The following is a 17,136-nucleotide window of genomic DNA, read 5'->3' on the forward strand; positions in this document are numbered from 1 at the left end:
CCGTGACGTCACCCGTGCCTACCCCTCCCTCGGGCACAAAATCCTTTGCCGCCGGGGGAATGGAGTGCCGAGGATGGCGGTGTGAGCAGCAGATTGCGCGAGATCGCGCGGGAGAACGCGGAGATCCTGGCGGCCGGGGGGTACCGGACGCGGTCCGGACGGCAGATCCAGCTCGCCGCCGCCCTGGCGGACGCCAAGGCAGGAACCAGAATATATGGACCAAACCGTGCCATTCCAGGCGAAGCGGCCGTAGGGGGTGGCCGTGCGACGGCCGTCGAGGTCACCGGGGAGAGCAGTACGGTCGCCGCCCGCAGGCTCGCGGCGAACGCTCCGGCGGCGACCGGAACGGCCGGGGCGGACGCCGCGGTGGCGGTCCTGAACTTCGCGTCGGCCCGGAATCCCGGGGGCGGCTACGTCCGCGGGGCCAAGGCCCAGGAGGAGGCCCTGTGCCGCGCCTCCGCCCTGTACGAGACGCTGCTGGAGGCACCGGAGTACTACGCGGTGCACCGCGCGGAAGTCAGCACCTTCTACACCGACCGGGTGATTCACTCCCCCGGGGTGCCGGTCTTCCGCGACGACCGTGGCGTGCTGATGGAGTCGCCCTTCCTGGCCGGGTTCCTCACCTCGCCCGCTCCGAACGCGGGGACGATCCTGCGGCAGGAGCCGGAGCGGGTCGCGGAGATCCCCGGAGCGCTCGCCCGGCGTGCGGGGCTCGTCCTGGAGGTGGCGGCGTCGCACGGATACCGGAGCCTGGTCCTCGGCGCGTGGGGCTGCGGGGTGTTCCGCAACGACCCCGCGCAGGTGGCGGAAGCCTTCCGCGGGCTGCTCGCGGGCCGCTTCGAGGGCACCTTCGACCGCGTGGTCTTCGCGATCCTGGACCGCGATCCGTCCACCCGCGAGGCCTTCGAACGGGCCTTCGCCGCCTAGGGTCTGTATCGAGTTGCCCCGCGGGGCAACTCGATACAGACCCTAGCGGACCTGAGGGAGGCCCCGGGGACGCGGACGCCGCGGTGCGGCCCGGACCGGTGCAGTACGGCGGTGCGGTCGCGGCGGGAGCCGAACGGCAGGCTCCGTGCCGCGGCCGGAACGCCTGACGGGCCGCGGCCCAGACCCCTCAGGGATCGCGGGACAGCCCTCAGTGCCAGCCGTAGCGTTCCCGCAGACGGGTGACGACCAGGCCGAAGCGGCCCCGGTCCAGCGCGCAGGCCTCCCGTCGCATCCCCGACTCGTGGACCCGCAGAACCCGGTCGACGTCCACCCACGACTCCCGGCCCGCACTGTCCCACGGGCCCGTCCCGATCGGGACCCACTCGTGGTCGTGGTCGTGGCGCTTGCTGGACAGCTGGACGGCGAGCAGCGTGCGGCCGCCCGCCTCGCGGGCCACCACCAGTACCGGGCGGTCCTTGCCGCGGCCGTCGTTCTCCTCGAAGGGGACCCACGTCCATACGATCTCGCCCGGGTCGGGGTCGCCGTCGGGATCCGGCGTGTACTCGGTCCGTACCGGCCCGATGGCGCGCGGATCGGCCTCGGTGGTGGCGGTGGCGCCGTCGCGGCCCGGCTGCTCGGCGCGGCCGGCGTTGCTGTGGTGTGAAAGTGCCGTCATCCGGGCGAGGGTAGCGCCTGCCGGGGGCGGGCCGGCCGTCAGTCCGTGACCAGGGCCAGCACGAAGCCGTCGTAACCCTTGACGCCGACGGTCTGCAGGGCCGTGGCGGTGAGCCGGGGGTGACCGGCGATGAGCTCGGTGAACCGGCGCACCCCCGCTACCCGGGGGTCGGTGCCGGCGGGGTCGACCACGGCGCCGTCCCGCACGACGTTGTCGCCGATGATGACGCTGCCGGGCCGGGTGAGCCTGAGGGCCCACTCCAGGTACGTGGGGTTGGAGGGCTTGTCCGCGTCGATGAAGACCAGGTCGAAGGGGCCCGTTCCGGTCAGTCCGGGCAGCAGGTCGAGGGCCCTGCCGCGGCGGATCTCGACCCGGTCCTCCAGCCCGGCGCGGGCGATGTTGGAGGCGGCGGTGTCGGCGCACCGGTCGTCCGCCTCCAGCGTGACCAGCCGCCCGTCCTCGGGGAGCGCCCTGGCGAGCCATATGGTGCTGTAGCCGCCGAGCGTGCCGATCTCCAGAATGGTGCGGGCGCCCCTGATCCGGGCCAGGAGGTGCAGCAACTTGCCCTGGTTCGGCGCGACCTGATGGGCGGGCAGCCCCGCCGCCTCACTGGCCGCGGCTGCTGCCGCCAGTGCCTCGTCCTCGTCGACCAGCAGCCCGTCGAAGTACGCGTCGACCGCCGTCCAGGTCTGCGGGCCCACGGGTCCCCCTCCATCGCGTCCACGCCCGTGCGGGCTCGTCCTGCCCGCAGGTGCTCGTTCGCAGAGGGAACTTACAGGGTGCGCCCCTCCGCCTCGTGGTGTGCGCCCGTGCACAGCGCCCAGCAGACAAGGATGTTGATCGCGATGAGCACCAGCGCCCACAGCGGGTAGTACGGCAGCCACAGGAAGTTGGCGAAGGCGCCCAGACCGGCGACGGTGATGCCGAAGTAGCGGGCCCACAGGGCGCCGGTGGCGAGGAGGGAGCATCCGGCCGCCACGAGGGCGACACCCAGGATGAGGTGGACCCATCCCCAGCCGGTCAGGCTGAACTCGAACAGGTAGTGGCGCGTCACCACGAACAGGTCGTCACTGGCGACGGCGGCGATCCCCTCGAAGAACGCCATCGCCCCGCCGAAGATCATCAGGACCGCCGCCAGCAGGGTTCTGCCCGACGTTGCCGCGTGCCACGGGTCCGGATGCGTGCGGGCCGTCCGCGATCCGCCGGCGTCTGTGGCCATTTCTGTCTCCTTGGGTGCCAGGGCCGGACGGCCGGGCGGGCCGGGCCGGCGAGATCCCCCCTTCAGCGTGTCACGGGTGCTCACCGTCGGCATTCCGGCCTGGCGGCATTCCCCCTGGCCGCATTCCCATGGCGGCCTCCGACCTCAGGCCCCGCCCGCCCCCGGCCGCTGGCCTCTCAGCCCGGTCGCCGCGCCGCCCAGCCCTCCGCCGCCTCCACCTGCGCGGCCAGCGCCAGCAGCAGCGGCTCCGAGTCCGCCGGCCCGAGCAACTGGGCGCCCATCGGCAGCCCGTCCTCCGTCAGCCCGGCCGGGATGTTCACCCCGGGCCAGCCCAGCACGTTCCACGTCCAGGCGTAAGGGCATGCGGCGATCATCGCCCGGTCCGTGGCCATGGCCCCCATCCCGGCCAGCGCACCGATCCGTAGCGGCGGAGTGGCCGTCGTCGGGGTCACGACCACGTCGAAGCGGCCGAAGATCTCACCGACCCGCCTCTGCAGCAGGGCCTCCGCCCGGCGCGAGACCCGCAGCGCCAGACCGCCCAGCAGGCGGCCCGTCCGCACGGCCTCGTGCGTACGCGGATCCAGCAGCGACGGATCCGGCGTCCGCGCCGCCCAGTCCCGTACGCCGCTGGTCGCCCGCGGTACGAACGTCAGGCCGATCGGGCCGTACCGGGGGTCCTCCGCGATCACCTCGTGGCCCAGCGACTCCAGCCGCGCGGCCAGCCGCTCCACCGCGGAACGCACCTCCGGGTCGAGCGGCGTGGGCGTCGCGGTGAAGGCCGTTCCGAAGGAGAGCGCGATCCGCAGCCGGCGCGGGGGCCGCCGGGCCGCCTCGACCGCTGTGATGCGGGCCGGGCGGTGCAGGTCCCCGGGGTGCGGTCCGCTCGCGGCGTCCAGCAGGAGAGCCGCGTCGGCGACCGTGCGGGCCAGTACCCCGTTGACCGTCAGCCCGTTGAAGGACTCCGGCTCCGGCCAGGTGGAGATGCGCCCGCGCTGCGGTTTCACACCGACCAGGTGGGTCCAGGCGGCGGGGATCCGCACCGAGCCGGCACCGTCCGAACCGAGCGCGGCCGGAACCAGGCCCGCCGCCACGGCCGCCGCCGAACCGCCCGACGAGCCACCCGGCGTGTAGGACCGGTTCCACGGATTGCGGGTCGCTCCGAAGGCCTCTCCCTCGGTGAAGGGCCACTGCCCCAGCTCCGGCGTCTGGGTCTTGCCGACGATGACCGCTCCGGCCGCGCGCAGCCTGCGTACCGCCTCGCTGTCGGCGGTCTTCCGCGCGAAGGCGCCGGCGCAGCCGAACGAGGTGGGCTCACCGGCCACGTCCATGTCGTCCTTCACCGCGACCGGCACGCCGAGCAGCGGCAGCCGCTCGCCCGCGGCCAGCATCCGGTCCGCCGCCTCGGCCTCGGCGAGCGCCGCTTCGGCGCGGACCGTGCGGAAGGCGTTGAGCTCGGGCTGCGCCGCGGCGATCCGGCGCAGCGCCTCCTGTGTCAACTCACGTGCGGAGACACTGCCTTCGGCCAGTGCCCCGGCCATGTCGACCAGGCCGCGGGGCATCGAGGCTCCTGCTGTGGACTGCGCCGTCACGGCCGCCGTCCCGGCCGCCGTGACCGCTGCCGCGGCAGCACCGGATGACTCCGACATCGCGAACCCTCCCCCATTACCGATCGGTAGGAAAAGACCGTAGCGGGGAGGTGGCCCGAATGTCAGAGCAAGGACGAGACCTCCTCGCCCCAGCCGGCAAGCGTGTCGACGGCCCGCCAGCGGTACGGGCCCTCGACCAGGGCCGCGGCAAGGACCCGATCGCGGTGCCCGGGTATCAGCCCGGCGAGGGCAGGCAGCCGGAGCACGGCCAGGAGCAGCCCCAGCGCGGCCTCGCGGACCTCGGGCTGCCCGGCGTCGAGGAAGGGCCGGGCGGCCGCGCAGAACTCCGGGGCGAGATCGAGGAACGCCTCAAGGTCCTCCTCGTCGCCGTAAGGCCGCTCCCGCTGCGCCAAAGCCTCCACGACGGAGTCCCCGAGCCAGCTCAGCAGCCCGGCACGCAACGGGAACGGGGCCTGCGGACCGAGGTCGACCTCCTCCTGCGCGCAGCGGTCGGTCACCCGCGCGAGCGTCCGCGGATCCCCGAGGGCGGCGGCCACGAACCGGGCGGCGGGAGCCGTGGCCGTGTAGAAGACCTGCTGGCGCGTGTGGGCCTCGACCAGGGACCGGAAGGCCATGCCCTGCACGGCCGGGTCCTCGTCGAGCAGCTCCAACAGGAGCACGGGCGTGGCCGGCGCCACGTCCGGGCAGCAGTGCTCCACCGCGTTCCAGTCGGTCCGCAGCAGCAGGTCCCGCGGGTCCACAAAGGCTTCGTACTCGTCGGCGTCGCTCATGGCGCCAGTGTCGCGACCGCCACTGACACCCGGCGTCCTGATCCACCGCCGGCCGAACGGCCGGACGCCGGAGCCGGCGGTTCAGGAACCGGCCGTTCAGGAACCGGTGGCGCGGACCGAACCGGTACTGGCACCGCTGGTGTCGCCCAGGAAGCAGGTGACCTCGCGGTCACCGAGGGCCCAGGTGGCGGCCTGCGGGAAGTAGTAGTAGACCTCCAGCTTCTCCGAGAGCTGCGGGTCCTTGCCCACGTAGTCGGTCAGCAGCGTGCCGGAGCACTTCTCCTCGGCGAGCGAGGTGACCTTCTCCGTGCCCGGGTACGCACCGCCCTCCAGATCGAAGACGGCGTACGCCTCGCCCTCGTGCGGCTGGTCACAGGGCAGCACGCGCACCGAGAACGAGGCCTGGCCGCCGTCCTCGTCCTGGTAGTCCGCCAGGTCGCCGCCCGTGCTGAAGCAGTCCCCCTTGCGGATGTCGCTCACCTTGCTGGATCCCGAGCCGGTGACCTGGCCGCCGGTGTCGCGCTTCGGAGAGCCGGCGTCGTCCAGCGCTCCGGAGAGCCCGAGGATCAGGAGAATGCCGTAGAAGGCGATGGTCGCGCCGTGGATGACGATCGCCGCGACGGCGAGGCCCTTGCCCTTCTCTCCCCGCCGGCGGATCTGGGAGAGGGCCACGATGCCGAGGATCAGCGGGACCAGCGGGATCGCGCACACGAGCGACATGACGAACGCGACGATGGCCAGCGCGTTGTTCTTCTGCGGGGCCGGCGGATACCAGCCCTGCGGCCCGCCGAACGGCGCGGGCTGTCCCGGCGGGCCGTACGGTCCCGGCTGCGGGTACTGCTCGGGGTACGGCGGGGGGCCGGGCGGTATGGACATGCGCGTGGAGCTCCTTGCTCGGAGGATCGGAGGCCGCCGACGCCGGAGCGGCGGCGACGACGGCCCCCCGCCCCGTGCAGGCAGGCTTGATGGTCGCACGGGGCTCGGACACCCCGGGCGCCGGTATCCCCGCGGTGCGCGGCCCGTCCGTCGGCGCGGCTCCCGAAGGGGGCCGTTGACAGGCGGTGACCTGCGGACGGACACTGCGGGCGCGCCCCACCGGGCGTGCCCGGTGGCGTGCCCCGGTGCCCCTGCCGGCACCGGTGCGCCCGCGCCCGTACGGATCCGCCCAGGAGAGACCCCATGAGCATCCGCACCGTCCGCGACGTCTACGTCGTCGACGCCGTCCGCACCCCGATCGGCAAGTTCGGCGGCGCCCTCGCCGGGGTCCGGCCGGACGACCTGGCCGCGCACGTCGTGCGCGCGCTGGTGGACCGTACGCCCGACCTCGACCCGGCCCGTGTCGACGACGTCGTCTTCGGCGACGCCAACGGCGCGGGCGAGGACAACCGCGACGTGGCCCGCATGGCGGTACTGCTGGCCGGACTGCCGGTGACCGTCCCCGGCGTCACCGTCAACCGGCTCTGCGGATCCGGCCTGGAGGCCGTGATCCAGGCGGCCCGCGCCATCGCGCTCGGCGACGCCTCCGTGGCCATCGCCGGCGGCGTCGAGTCGATGAGCCGCGCCCCCTGGGTGGTGCAGAAGCCCGAACGGGCCTACCCCGCCGGGCACCAGCAGATGTGGTCCACCACGCTGGGCTGGCGGATGACGAACCCGCGGATGCCCGCCGAGTGGACCGGCTCCCTCGGCGAGGGCGCCGAGCTGATCGCCGACAAGTACGCCATCACCCGCGAGGCGCAGGACGCCTTCGCGCTGGAGAGCCACCGCAAGGCCGCGGCCGCCTGGGCCGCCGGCCTGTACGACGGGGAGACCGTGCCCTACGAGGGCGTGGACCTGGCGCGGGACGAGTGCATCCGCGACGGCTCCACGCCCGAGGCGCTGGCCAGGCTCAAGCCCGCCTTCCGCACGGACGGCCGGGGCACGGTCACGGCGGGCAACGCCTCCCCGCTGAACGACGGCGCGGCCGCGCTGCTGCTGACCGACGAGGCGGGCCTGGCCGCCACCGGCCGCGAACCGCTCGCCCGGATCAGCGCCTGCGCCGCCACCGGGATCGAGCCCCAGCTCTTCGGCCTCGGCCCGGTGGACGCCGTGCAGCGCGCCCTCGGCAAGGCCGGGCGCGGCCTCGGCGACCTCTCCGTCCTCGAACTCAACGAGGCGTTCGCGGCGCAGGCCCTGGGCTGCCTGGCGGCCTGGCCGGAGCTGGACCCGGCCGTCGTCAACCCGCGCGGCGGCGCCATCGCCATCGGCCACCCGCTCGGGGCATCCGGTGCCCGGCTGGCCGGCGCGGTCGCACACCAGCTGGCCGCGGCGGGCTCCGGCACCGGCATGGCGGCACTGTGCATCGGCGTCGGGCAGGGCATCGCCCTCGTCCTGGAGCGCTGATCCCCCACCCCAGGGCGTCGATCCTTTCCGGTCAGCATCCGTCGTCAACTGCCCGATAACTGAACAGAAGTGGCGCCTCCGGTCTGGCACGATGGCGCGTGCTGCCGCCCCCTCGCCCGGCATCCCGCCCATCCCCCTCCGGAGGCACCGCGCCATGCCGCTCCTCGACCCGATGCTCTGGCAGGACGGACCCACACTCACCGGCGGCGCGGCCCCGGTCGTCGAACCCGCGACCGGCCGCACCCTCGCCACCCTCGATCTCGCAGCGCCCGCCGACATCGCGGAGGCCGCCGTGCGCGCCCGGGCGGCACAGCGCGACTGGTCCCGCACCACCCACCCCGAGCGGGCCGCGGTGATGCGCCGAGCCGGAGACCTCTTCACCGCCCACGCCGACGAGCTGAGCCGGTGGCTGGTGCGCGAGTCCGGGTCGATACCCGGCAAGGCGGCCTTCGAGCTGCACGTCGCCGCGCAGGAGTGCTACGAGGCGGCGGCGCTGGCCTCGCGCCCGACCGGGCACGTGCTGCCGAGCGAGGCGCCGCGGCTGTCCTTCACCCGCCGGGTGCCGGCCGGCGTGGTCGGCGTCGTGGCCCCCTTCAACGCCCCGCTGATCCTGGCGATCCGCTCGGTCGCACCGGCTCTGGCGCTCGGCAACGCGGTGCTGCTCAAACCCGACCCGCGCACCGCCGTCTGCGGCGGACTCGCGCTCGCGGCGGTCCTCGCCGCCGCGGGGCTGCCCGACGGGCTGCTGCACGTCCTGCCCGGCGGCGCCGCCACGGGCGAGGCGGTGGTCGCCGACCCGCGGGTGCGGGTGGTCTCCTTCACCGGATCCACCGCCACCGGCCGTACCGTCGGTGAACTGGCGGGACGTCACCTCAAGCGCGCCCACCTGGAGTTGGGCGGCAACTCGGCCCTCGTCGTGCTCCGCGACGCCGACGTGGGGGCCGCCGTCGCCCAGGCCTCCTGGGGCTCCTTCTTCCACCAGGGCCAGATCTGCATGACGGCAGGCCGCCACCTCGTGCACGCCTCGCTCTACGACGAGTACGTCGAACGGCTCGCCGCGCGAGCCGAGGAACTGGCCGTGGGCGACCCGTACCGCGAGCAGGTCCACCTGGGCCCGCTGATCGACCGCGCCCAGCTGGAGCGCGTACACGCGCTGGTGGAGGCCAGCACCGCGGCGGGCGCCAAGCTCGTCGCCGGCGGCACGCACCGGGACCTCTTCTACCGGCCGACCGTGCTGGCGGGCGTCGCCGACGACACCCCCGCCTACGCCGAGGAGGTCTTCGGCCCGGTCGCACCCGTACGGTCCTTCGCGACGGAGGACGAGGCGGTGGAACTGGCCTCGGCGGGACCGTACGGCCTGTCCCTCGGGATCGTCACCCGCGACGCGGGCCGCGGACTCGACCTCGCGGAGCGGATCCCGACCGGGATCGCGCACGTCAACGACCAGACGGTCAATGACGAGGCCGTCGCACCCTTCGGCGGGGTCGGCGCCTCCGGGACGGGCGCCCGCTTCGGCGGCGAGGCGAACCTGGACGCCTTCACCGAACTGCGCTGGACCACGGCGCGCACCGCACCCGCCGGCCACCCGTTCTGAGAACGCGGCGGCGACGTGGCGGAATGTCCGGGACAGGTCGTTCGTTCAAGGAGCAGACGGCTCTATCAGGAGGTCTGGACACCGTGGCTACAGTCGAGCTCACCAAGGAAAACTTCGACCGGACGGTCAGCGAGAACCCGTTCGTCCTGATCGACTTCTGGGCGGGCTGGTGCCGACCGTGCCTGCAGTTCGCACCCGTCTACGAGAAGGCCTCGGAAGCCCACCCCGACCTGGTCTTCGCGAAGGTCGACACCGAGGCCCAGCAGGAGCTGGCCGGCGCCTTCCAGATCACCTCGATCCCGACCCTGATGATCGTCCGCGACCAGGTGGCCATCTTCGCGCAGCCGGGCGCCCTGCCGGAGGCGGCCCTGACCGACCTCATCGGGCAGGCCCGCGCCCTCGACATGGACGAGGTACGCGCCAAGATCGCCGCCTCCCAGCCCGGCGCGCAGGGCCCGGGCAGTCAGGGGCCCGGCGGCCAGGACTCCGGTAGCCAGGGGACCGGCGGCCAGGGGTCCGGCACGCCGGACGCCTGAGTACGTGACGCGACCGCCGGCCGGCGGTGAGACTGGGCCGCATGAATGAAGTCGTGGAGTACGACGTCGTGGTGCTCGGCGGAGGACCGGCCGGCGAGAACATCGTCGACCGGACCCGTGCGGCCGGGCTGAGCACGGCCCTCGTGGAGAGCGAACTGGTCGGCGGGGAGTGCTCGTACTGGGCATGCATCCCCAGCAAGGCGCTGCTGCGCCCGGTACTGGCACGGGCCGACGCCCGCCGGGTGCCGGGCCTGGCGGCAGCCGTCGAGGGCCCCCTGGACGCCGGGGCGGTGTACGCGCACCGCGACTACTGGGTCGGCGACTGGAAGGACCAGGGCCAGATCGACTGGCTCGACTCCGTCGGCGCCGACGTCCACCGCGGCCACGGCCGCCTCTTCGGCGTTCGCAAGGTGTCCGTCACCAGCCCCGAGGGCGAGCACCGGGTGCTGTCGGCCCGGCACGCGGTGGTCGTCGCCACCGGGACCCGGGCCGTGGTCCCCGACCTCCCCGGTATCGCAGGCGCCCGCCCGTGGACCAGCCGCGAGGCCACCTCCGCGCGGGAGGCCCCCGGCCGGCTGATCGTCGTGGGCGGTTCCGTGGTGGCCTGTGAGATGGCGACCGCCTGGCAGGCGCTGGGATCGCAGGTGACCCTCCTGGTACGCGGCTCCCGGCTGCTGCCGAGGATGGAGCCCTTCGCGGGGGAGCTCGTCGCCGACGCCCTGCGCGAGGCGGGCGCGGTGATCCGTACGGGCGTGGCCGTCGCGTCGGTCGTCCGGGACGGCCCGACCGGGCCCGTCGGCGTGGTGCTGGAGGGCGGCGAGGTCGTCGAGGGCGACGAACTGCTGATGGCGACGGGCCGGGCACCGCGGACCGAGGACATCGGGCTGGACACCGTCGGCCTGGCACCGGGCGGCTGGATCGGGGTCGACGAGACCTGCCAGGTGCCCGGCTTCGACTGGCTGTACGCCGTCGGGGACGTCAACCACCGCGCCCTGCTGACGCACCAGGGCAAGTACCAGGCCCGCATCGCGGGCGCCGCCATCGCGGCCCGCGCGGCGGGCACCCCGCTGGACACCGCCGCCTGGGGCGCCCACGCGGCGACCGCCGACACCCGCGCGCTGCCCCAGGCTGTCTTCACCGACCCGGAGGCCGCGGCGGTGGGCCTCAGCCTGGCCGAGGCCGAACAGGCGGGCCACCGGGTCCGCGCCGTCGACTACGACCTGTCCAAGGTCTCCGGCGCGGGGCTGTACGCCGAGGGCTACCGGGGTCGGGCCCGGATGATCGTCGACCTCGACCGCGAGGTCCTGCTGGGGGCGACCTTCGTGGGGCCCGGCGCCGCCGAGCTGGTGCACGCGGCCACGATCGCCGTCGCCGCGGAGGTCCCGATCGCACGCCTGTGGCACGCGGTTCCGGCCTTCCCGACCGTCAGCGAGATCTGGTTGCGCCTGCTGGAGGCCTACCGCGGCTGAGGCGGGGAGCGCGGAGCGCCCCGGCCGCCGCGGCAGGCCTCATTCGGCGATCTCGGTGCGTTCCCACCACTCGTACACCGTGAGCGGTCCCTCGGGCCCGTCCTGGGTCCGCGGCGTGCTCCTGAAGTGCTCGTAGCCGCCGCGGTGCGCGATTTTCAGGTCTTCTCCGGGAGGGGCGGCCTCGACGATCCGGTCCTGCAGATCGTCCGGGCCGCCCTCAAGGGCTGCCTTCTTCGCCATGCCCCCAGTGTTCCCATAGGCGCTTCCGCGCGCATCACGAAGGACGCCGTGCGTGCCCGCGGCCTCTTCGGACGAACCGTCACCTGGCGTGAATCAGCCGTACCCGCTTGATCGAAATTAGGTTAGCCTTACCTCACTTCGGTCGCTTCGGCTCGGTGCCGGCGACTCCCGATCTCAAGAAGGGTGTTCTCGTCATGCGTGCTGCCTCCCTGCCCCGAACCGCCGCCCGTGCGGCCGTCGCCACCGCCGCCGCCGTCGCGCTCGCCGTCGGCGCGGCCGGTTCCGCCTCGGCCGCCACCTCGACCCGTACGGTCACCGACGGCTCGACCACCTACGAGCTCACGGTCACGGCGCCCTCGTCCGCCGCAGCGGCCGGGCAGAACGTCACCGTCACCGGCGGCGGTTTCAACACCGCCAAGGGCATATACGTGGGCCTCTGCGCGGTCAGCGGGGCGCAGGGCGCGAGCAAGCCCACCCCCTGCCTCGGCGGCTCGGACCAGTCCGGCACCACTGGCGCCTCGCACTGGATCAACAACGTCTTCGGCGGCACCCTCGCCAACACCTCCGCGTTCGGCCCGGGCGGCACCTTCGGCGTCACCATCCACGTCAAGGCCGACCTCGGCGGCGGCCAGATCTGCGGCGAGACCGTCGAGTGCGCCATCGTCACCCGCGCCGACCACTTCAACTCCTCGAACCGCAAGTACGACGTCCACGTGCCGGTGTCCTTCAACTGACGGCCGCTGTCCCACGCCCGCTCTGCCGAAGCCCGCTCTGCCGAAGCGTGGTCCGCCCCGGACCCCGTCCGTCCGCAGCCGGTCCGTCCCGCCCGTCGACGAGGAACCCATGACGCCCCGACACCCCCTCATCCCCGGCCGCGCGGGAACCGCCTCCGCGGCGCTCGCGCTCGTGCTCGCCTCGGCCGCCGCGGGCACCCCCGCCTCGGCCGCCGCGGGTGAGGGCGGTGACGTGCCGCAGAGCACCGCGGTGTACCGGGCAACCGCGCAGTTCACCACGGCCGGCCGAGCCCGTGACCTGCTCCTGCACCCCGACTCGAAGAAGCTGTACGTCGGTTCGGACGACCTCCCCGAGACCGCGGCGGCCGACGAGAGCGGGCTGCACGTGCTGGATCCCGCCGACGGCAGGGTCATCAGCACCGTCAGCCAGGCGCCTGGGCCCACCGGCACGCCCGGCCGGCGGGCCGTGCGCCAGATCGTCGCGCCCCTGCCCGGCGACGGGGTCGTCTTCGTCTATCCGCTGCGCGGCATCGGAACCGCCAAGGACGGGGACGCCGCCGCGGCCGGTGCGTGGGTGACGGGCGCGCCCGTCACCGACGCCGCTCCGGGGCCCACGCCGTCGACGGCTCTGGTGGCGCAGGGATCCGTACTGTCGGAGGTCGACATCGCCACCGCGACCGTCAGGCGTTCCCTCACGCTGGAGGGCGGTGAACGGTTCGCCTACGACCGGGCGCGCGGCACGGTGTGGTTCACCGACCTCCGCAACCGCCGCCTGCACCGCGTGGACGCCACCGCCTTCCGGGTCACGGCGAGCTTCGAACTCCCGGTGGGCGACGGCTTCGGAGGCTTCACCGAGGTCGATCCCGAGACCGGCGCCGTGTGGGTCGGACTGGACACCTCTGTCGTCGTCCACGACACGGCCGGCCGACGGATCGGTGTCATCGAGGGCGCCGGCGGGGCGGACACGCCCCGCGCGGCCGGCTTCGACGCGGCCACGCACGAGGCCTTCGTGGTGTGGCAGGACCCCGGGGACACCTCCCAGCCGGGCAGCGACGGTGACGGCGCGCTCACCGTCCACCGCACGCGCGACCTCAAGGAGGCCGCGAAGCCCGTCGTACTCCCCGGCAACCATGCCCAGTTGGGCGATGCCGTCGTCGCCGTCCAGCCCGGCGGCGGCACCCTCTTCGTGTCGGATCCGGCCGCCGGCCGGATCACCCGGCTGGAGCGCTCCATGTCCCCCCGGGTCACCCGGAGTCCCGAGGACCGGACCGTCGCCGCGGGAGCCGAGGTCTCGCTGACCGCCCAGGCCGAGGGGACCCCGGCGCCCACCGTCGCCTGGCAGGTCAGCACGGACGACGGCCGGACCTGGCAGGCCGTGCCGGGAGCGACCTCCACCACGTACGCCTTCAAGGCCGCGACCACCGACAACGGCCGCCGCTACCGGGCGGAGTTCACCAACGACGCCGGCGTCAGCCGCACCGACCCGGCCGTGCTCACCGTCACCGCTGCCGACACCACGACCGGGGGTACGGCGGGCACCTCGAACGGGGCCGACGGCTCCGGCGGGTTCGGTGGCCCGGCCGCTTCGTCAGGTCCCGACGGATCCGCAGCCACCGTCGGCGGGGCCGGTGCGGCAATCGGTTCGACCGGGGGTTCGGCCGGCGGTTCGGCCGGCAGGGCATCCGGCACCACGGCCGGCGGTACGGGCACCACCCCCGCCGGCGGCGCGCTCGCCTCCACCGGAACGGCCGTGGCCTCCTTCGCGGGCGCCGCACTCGTGGTCACGGCGGCGGGGTGGGTACTGGTACGCCGCACCCGTCCGAACCGCGCAGGCTGAGCTCCGCGACGGGAACGACCGGACGATCCGGTCTCGTTGAAGGTGTCGACCGCCTATCCCGGCCAGAGACCCAGGAGGCACCGCACGTGATCGTGATCGCCCACCTCAGCGACGTCCACCTCGACGGTGGCCGGCGCGCGGCCAACCGCACCCGCGCCGTCATGGAGTACCTCGACGGCCTGCCCCACGACCTGGACGCCGTGCTCGTGAGCGGGGACATAGCCGACCACGGCGAGGACGCGGAGTACAAGGAGGCCGCCGAACTGCTGCGCTCGCGCCATCCCCTGGTGGTCTGCCCCGGCAACCACGACGAGCGCGCCGCCTTCCGCCGGGGACTACTGGGGGAGGAGACCCCGTCCGCGCTGCCCGTGGACCAGGTGCTGCGCGGCGACGGTTTCGTCCTCGCCGTGTGCGACTCGTCCGTCCCCGGTGCTGACCACGGCCACCTGGAGGAGCCGACGCTGGCCTGGCTGGACGGCGTCCTGTCCGACACCTCGCGGGAGACCCGGTCCTGGTCGCCTTCCACCACCCGCCGGCCGAGCTGCACACCCCGTACGTCGACGAGATCCGCCAGTTCGGCGAGGAGCGGCTCGCCGCGCTCGTCGAACGGCACCCCCACCTGACGGCGTTCCTGTGCGGGCACGCCCATACCGCGGCCGCCACCACCTTCGCGGGCCGGCCGCTCCTGGTGGCGCCCGGCGTCGTGTCCACGCTCCGGCTGCCGTGGGAGGGGCGTACCGGGTCCTCCGAGCACGTGCACCTCGACGAACCGCCGGCCGTCGCCTTCCATGTGCTCGGCGACGACGGCCGGCTGACCACCCACTACAGGGTGGTCGTCGACCGCCGGTAGCTGCGGCCGTCGCGGGTCCGCGTGAGCAGGCCTGACGTGATCAGGTAGCGCCGCAGCGCCGGGCAGTCGTCGTGGACGGTGCGCAGGGCCTCGTTCACCTCGGTCTCGGTGTACGTACGCCCCACGGTGAACAGGGTCTCGGCCAGGTGGGCCAGCAGCTGCTCCCGCCGGGCGGCCTTGCGCGGGATCACGGTGAGGCGGCCGCCGGAGAAGAGGTCGGTGACGTCCCGGCGGGCGGGGCGCGGGGCGGACTGCTGCGGGGGTTCGGTGCTCTGCGACATGGCAGCGAGCCTGCCGGGGCGCACCGGGTCCGGCAACGCAATTTCCCACCGGGGACAGGCCCGGGCCCGGCCGCCCGGACGACTCCGGGCGGACGGGCCGGGCTTCGTACGGCGGGGCTCAGGGGCCGACGGTGATGTCCTGGGCCGGGTCGGTGACGTCGGAGACCTTGTAGACCGCGTTGAAGACGGACGCGGTGGCACTGGTCGGGCAGCCGAACCCGCCGGTGACCTTGACCGGAACGGAGGCGTTGGTGAAGGTCAGGGTCGACGGGCTGCCGTTGACCCAGGTCCCGGCGACGCTCGCCGGGGCCGTCGGCGCCGCGGTGACGGTACAGGAGGCGAGTCCGGTGGTCTTGAGGACCAGCCCGCCGGTCGGCACGCTCATGGTGGCGGTGATCGGCGCGCCGTCCTGCATGGACACCGCCCACGCACCGCTGGTGGTGACCGTCGGGGTCACTCCCGGCATGCTGGAGGTGCAGGAGCTGTAGGTCGGCGGCGAGATCGGTGACGACACGGGCCCGGCCGGGTTGCTGTTGTCGGGGGCGGCCGGCACCGTTCCGGTGGAGGCCGAGACGGTGCAGGTCACCGTCACCGAACCGGCCTTGAGGGTGGCCTTCCCGCTCAGGACGGCCTGGAAGGCGTGGCCGGCCGGGGTCACGGTGGTCGACCCGGCCACGGGCACGGCCGCCGGTACGGGAGCGGCGGAGGCGGTGACCGAGGCGAGCGCTATGGCTCCGGCGGCGGCCGTCCCGAGGGCGAGCGCGGTGCGCGTGCGGCTCATGGCTGTGCTCCTTGGGGATCGGAGTGCGGGGTGGGGGGAAAGGGCGCGCCCCGGGGCGCGACCGGATCCGGTACCGGGTCCGGGGCGGGCTGCGGGGCGGGCTCCGGCCCGGCCCCGGGTGCGGTCCCGGGCTTGGCCCCGGGCTCGGCTCCAAACTGGGGTCCGGGCTCGGCTCCGGGCTGGGGTCCGGGCTCGGGTTCGGCCTGGGCTCCGGGTTGGGGTCCGGTTCCGCCGTCGGCGCGCTGGGCGGCGTACGGCTGCCAGGCGAACATCAGGCCGCCGCCGAGGATGCCGAGGAGGGTGCCGATCAGGAAGCCGCCCAGGTTGGACAGGACCAGCGCGGCGGTGGCGATCAGGGTGGTGAGGACCCCCGCGAGCGAGCGCTGGGGCGGTGAGAACCAGGCGGTGAGGCCCAGCACGACCATCACGATGCCCATCAGGACGGACGGGATCCCCGCCACGCCCTGCTGGAGCATGATCTTCAACGGTGCCAGTGGGAGGACGCAGATCCACGCCCCGGCCAGGATCGCGAGCAGCCCGCCCCAGAAGGGCCGGCTGCGCCGCCACCGGCGCCACCGCTGACGGCGGCTCAGAAGCATTCCTTCTTGCCCTTGCTGACGTTCATGCCGAGGCCGGAGAGCTTGAAGGTGCCCGCGTTCGTCGCCCACGCCGTCTGTTGGAGACCGGTGATGCGGACCGTGTCGGCCTGCTGGGCGAAGAGGTCCTGCATGCCCTGCGCGTCGGCCGGGCCCTTGTCGAGTGTGGAGGCGTCGCGGCCGATCTCGATGTTGCTGAAGACGGCGTCACCGGCGAGCTGGGTCGCGTCGACGAAGAGGTTGCTGGCCTCCACCGGGGTCTTCCCGCCGGCGGTGAGGTTGAGGGAGATGTCCCCGATCACCGGGAGCGTGGTGACGACGGACTGGCAGAGGTTGCTGAGCCGGGCTTCCCGGATGGCGGTGACGGCCACCGGGATGAGTTCGTCGCGGGCGTTGACGTCGACGCCGCCGTACTGGGCGAAGCCCTCGCCCTCCAGGCTGCTAGCCGACACCTTGAACTGCTGTCCCGACACGGCGAACGAGGCGGCCAGAACGCCCTGGGCGAGGGCGATGCCGAGGCCGGCGGTCACCGCGACGGCGGGTACGGTCAGGACGGCGAACCGGCGCCAGCGGACGCGGCCGGAGTCGCTGTGCTCGTCGGATAAGTGGGGGGAACCGGTCATGGGATCGTCCCTTATTT

18 protein-coding genes and 1 pseudogene are annotated in these 17,136 nt (G+C 74.0%); 8 read left to right on the plus strand and 11 right to left on the minus strand.

Annotated elements, in window-relative coordinates:
• The first annotated feature begins 81 nt into the window (after positions 1–81).
• Entirely contained in the window at positions 82–927 is an 846-nt protein-coding gene (locus tag BSL84_RS29585) for a TIGR02452 family protein (protein WP_075971539.1), read from the plus strand.
• Between the two features lie 208 nt (positions 928–1,135).
• Here the strand turns inward: BSL84_RS29585 and BSL84_RS29590 are convergent, their stop codons facing one another.
• The 6 genes from BSL84_RS29590 to BSL84_RS29615 all read right to left on the minus strand — a co-directional run bounded on the left by BSL84_RS29590 (position 1,136) and on the right by BSL84_RS29615 (position 6,075).
• Positions 1,136–1,603 (minus strand): type II toxin-antitoxin system PemK/MazF family toxin, encoded by a 468-nt coding sequence (locus BSL84_RS29590; protein ID WP_045321155.1) that lies wholly within the window; start codon positions 1,601–1,603, stop codon positions 1,136–1,138.
• Positions 1,604–1,641: 38 nt separating this feature from the next.
• Positions 1,642–2,304, minus strand: coding sequence for an O-methyltransferase (locus BSL84_RS29595; protein ID WP_075971540.1), 663 nt, complete (start codon positions 2,302–2,304; stop codon positions 1,642–1,644).
• A gap of 71 nt (positions 2,305–2,375) precedes the next feature.
• The gene (locus tag BSL84_RS29600; RefSeq protein ID WP_030028738.1) at positions 2,376–2,822 is read right to left on the minus strand and encodes a DUF7144 family membrane protein; all 447 of its coding nucleotides are present in this window, start codon (positions 2,820–2,822) and stop codon (positions 2,376–2,378) included.
• Between the two features lie 176 nt (positions 2,823–2,998).
• Positions 2,999–4,381 (minus strand): amidase, encoded by a 1,383-nt coding sequence (locus BSL84_RS29605; protein ID WP_075971541.1) that lies wholly within the window; start codon positions 4,379–4,381, stop codon positions 2,999–3,001.
• A gap of 149 nt (positions 4,382–4,530) precedes the next feature.
• Positions 4,531–5,199 carry a hypothetical protein gene (locus BSL84_RS29610; protein ID WP_075971542.1) on the minus strand — a complete coding sequence of 223 codons (669 nt, stop codon included), beginning with the start codon at positions 5,197–5,199 and terminating at the stop codon, positions 4,531–4,533.
• Positions 5,200–5,295: 96 nt separating this feature from the next.
• Complete coding sequence (locus BSL84_RS29615; RefSeq protein WP_030028582.1) at positions 5,296–6,075, minus strand: DUF4190 domain-containing protein; 780 nt, start codon at positions 6,073–6,075, stop codon at positions 5,296–5,298.
• A gap of 303 nt (positions 6,076–6,378) precedes the next feature.
• Between BSL84_RS29615 and BSL84_RS29620 the strand changes: the two genes are divergently transcribed.
• The 4 genes from BSL84_RS29620 (at position 6,379) to BSL84_RS29635 (ending at position 11,177) form a co-directional block, all read left to right on the plus strand.
• Complete coding sequence (locus BSL84_RS29620; protein ID WP_075971543.1) at positions 6,379–7,578, plus strand: thiolase family protein; 1,200 nt, start codon at positions 6,379–6,381, stop codon at positions 7,576–7,578.
• Between the two features lie 154 nt (positions 7,579–7,732).
• Positions 7,733–9,172: an aldehyde dehydrogenase family protein gene (locus BSL84_RS29625; RefSeq protein ID WP_075971544.1), complete on the plus strand. Its 1,440-nt coding sequence runs from the start codon at positions 7,733–7,735 to the stop codon at positions 9,170–9,172.
• An 83-nt stretch (positions 9,173–9,255) separates the two neighbouring features.
• Positions 9,256–9,708 carry a thioredoxin family protein gene (locus BSL84_RS29630; RefSeq protein WP_045321152.1) on the plus strand — a complete coding sequence of 151 codons (453 nt, stop codon included), beginning with the start codon at positions 9,256–9,258 and terminating at the stop codon, positions 9,706–9,708.
• Positions 9,709–9,749: 41 nt separating this feature from the next.
• Positions 9,750–11,177 (plus strand): dihydrolipoyl dehydrogenase family protein, encoded by a 1,428-nt coding sequence (locus tag BSL84_RS29635; RefSeq protein ID WP_045321151.1) that lies wholly within the window; start codon positions 9,750–9,752, stop codon positions 11,175–11,177.
• Between the two features lie 39 nt (positions 11,178–11,216).
• Here the strand turns inward: BSL84_RS29635 and BSL84_RS29640 are convergent, their stop codons facing one another.
• Positions 11,217–11,417 carry a DUF5988 family protein gene (locus BSL84_RS29640; RefSeq protein WP_030030651.1) on the minus strand — a complete coding sequence of 67 codons (201 nt, stop codon included), beginning with the start codon at positions 11,415–11,417 and terminating at the stop codon, positions 11,217–11,219.
• A gap of 194 nt (positions 11,418–11,611) precedes the next feature.
• On the opposite strand from BSL84_RS29640, the gene BSL84_RS29645 reads away from it, so the two are divergent.
• The 3 genes and pseudogenes from BSL84_RS29645 (at position 11,612) to BSL84_RS29655 (ending at position 14,838) form a co-directional block, all read left to right on the plus strand.
• Positions 11,612–12,151 (plus strand): hypothetical protein, encoded by a 540-nt coding sequence (locus tag BSL84_RS29645; protein WP_075971545.1) that lies wholly within the window; start codon positions 11,612–11,614, stop codon positions 12,149–12,151.
• A 109-nt stretch (positions 12,152–12,260) separates the two neighbouring features.
• Positions 12,261–13,988, plus strand: a complete 1,728-nt coding sequence (locus BSL84_RS36270; protein WP_075971546.1) for a hypothetical protein — start codon at positions 12,261–12,263, stop codon at positions 13,986–13,988.
• Between the two features lie 86 nt (positions 13,989–14,074).
• Positions 14,075–14,838: pseudogene (locus BSL84_RS29655) on the plus strand (metallophosphoesterase).
• On the opposite strand, the gene BSL84_RS29660 reads toward BSL84_RS29655, so the two are convergent.
• The 4 genes from BSL84_RS29660 to BSL84_RS29675 form a co-directional block, all read right to left on the minus strand.
• On the minus strand, positions 14,811–15,119 hold the full coding sequence (locus tag BSL84_RS29660; protein ID WP_075971547.1) for a DUF2087 domain-containing protein: 309 nt from the start codon (positions 15,117–15,119) through the stop codon (positions 14,811–14,813). The pseudogene BSL84_RS29655 and the gene BSL84_RS29660 sit on opposite strands and share 28 nt — an antisense overlap.
• Positions 15,120–15,237: 118 nt before the next feature.
• On the minus strand, positions 15,238–15,900 hold the full coding sequence (locus BSL84_RS29665; RefSeq protein ID WP_030030656.1) for a hypothetical protein: 663 nt from the start codon (positions 15,898–15,900) through the stop codon (positions 15,238–15,240).
• Complete coding sequence (locus BSL84_RS37160) at positions 15,897–16,499, minus strand: DUF6114 domain-containing protein (protein ID WP_234308318.1); 603 nt, start codon at positions 16,497–16,499, stop codon at positions 15,897–15,899. Before BSL84_RS37160 ends, BSL84_RS29665 begins: the two co-directional genes overlap by 4 nt.
• Positions 16,490–17,119 (minus strand): DUF6230 family protein, encoded by a 630-nt coding sequence (locus tag BSL84_RS29675; protein ID WP_045321149.1) that lies wholly within the window; start codon positions 17,117–17,119, stop codon positions 16,490–16,492. The genes BSL84_RS37160 and BSL84_RS29675 overlap by 10 nt, the downstream gene beginning before the upstream one ends.
• Positions 17,120–17,136 lie beyond the last annotated feature (17 nt).

This window comes from Streptomyces sp. TN58 (assembly GCF_001941845.1).
Taxonomy (GTDB): Bacteria; Actinomycetota; Actinomycetes; order Streptomycetales; family Streptomycetaceae; genus Streptomyces.

Coding starts and splice junctions, on each gene's coding strand:
- BSL84_RS29605 (WP_075971541.1), bottom strand. CDS start 4,381: ATGCCCCGCGGCCTGGTCGACATGGCCGGGGCACTGGCCGAAGGCAGT.
- BSL84_RS29590 (WP_045321155.1), bottom strand. CDS start 1,603: ATGACGGCACTTTCACACCACAGCAACGCCGGCCGCGCCGAGCAGCCG.
- BSL84_RS29635 (WP_045321151.1), top strand. CDS start 9,750: ATGAATGAAGTCGTGGAGTACGACGTCGTGGTGCTCGGCGGAGGACCG.
- BSL84_RS29600 (WP_030028738.1), bottom strand. CDS start 2,822: ATGGCCACAGACGCCGGCGGATCGCGGACGGCCCGCACGCATCCGGAC.
- BSL84_RS29620 (WP_075971543.1), top strand. CDS start 6,379: ATGAGCATCCGCACCGTCCGCGACGTCTACGTCGTCGACGCCGTCCGC.
- BSL84_RS29640 (WP_030030651.1), bottom strand. CDS start 11,417: ATGGCGAAGAAGGCAGCCCTTGAGGGCGGCCCGGACGATCTGCAGGAC.
- BSL84_RS29675 (WP_045321149.1), bottom strand. CDS start 17,119: ATGACCGGTTCCCCCCACTTATCCGACGAGCACAGCGACTCCGGCCGC.
- BSL84_RS29615 (WP_030028582.1), bottom strand. CDS start 6,075: ATGTCCATACCGCCCGGCCCCCCGCCGTACCCCGAGCAGTACCCGCAG.
- BSL84_RS29610 (WP_075971542.1), bottom strand. CDS start 5,199: ATGAGCGACGCCGACGAGTACGAAGCCTTTGTGGACCCGCGGGACCTG.
- BSL84_RS29645 (WP_075971545.1), top strand. CDS start 11,612: ATGCGTGCTGCCTCCCTGCCCCGAACCGCCGCCCGTGCGGCCGTCGCC.
- BSL84_RS37160 (WP_234308318.1), bottom strand. CDS start 16,499: ATGCTTCTGAGCCGCCGTCAGCGGTGGCGCCGGTGGCGGCGCAGCCGG.
- BSL84_RS29625 (WP_075971544.1), top strand. CDS start 7,733: ATGCCGCTCCTCGACCCGATGCTCTGGCAGGACGGACCCACACTCACC.
- BSL84_RS36270 (WP_075971546.1), top strand. CDS start 12,261: ATGACGCCCCGACACCCCCTCATCCCCGGCCGCGCGGGAACCGCCTCC.
- BSL84_RS29665 (WP_030030656.1), bottom strand. CDS start 15,900: ATGAGCCGCACGCGCACCGCGCTCGCCCTCGGGACGGCCGCCGCCGGA.
- BSL84_RS29660 (WP_075971547.1), bottom strand. CDS start 15,119: ATGTCGCAGAGCACCGAACCCCCGCAGCAGTCCGCCCCGCGCCCCGCC.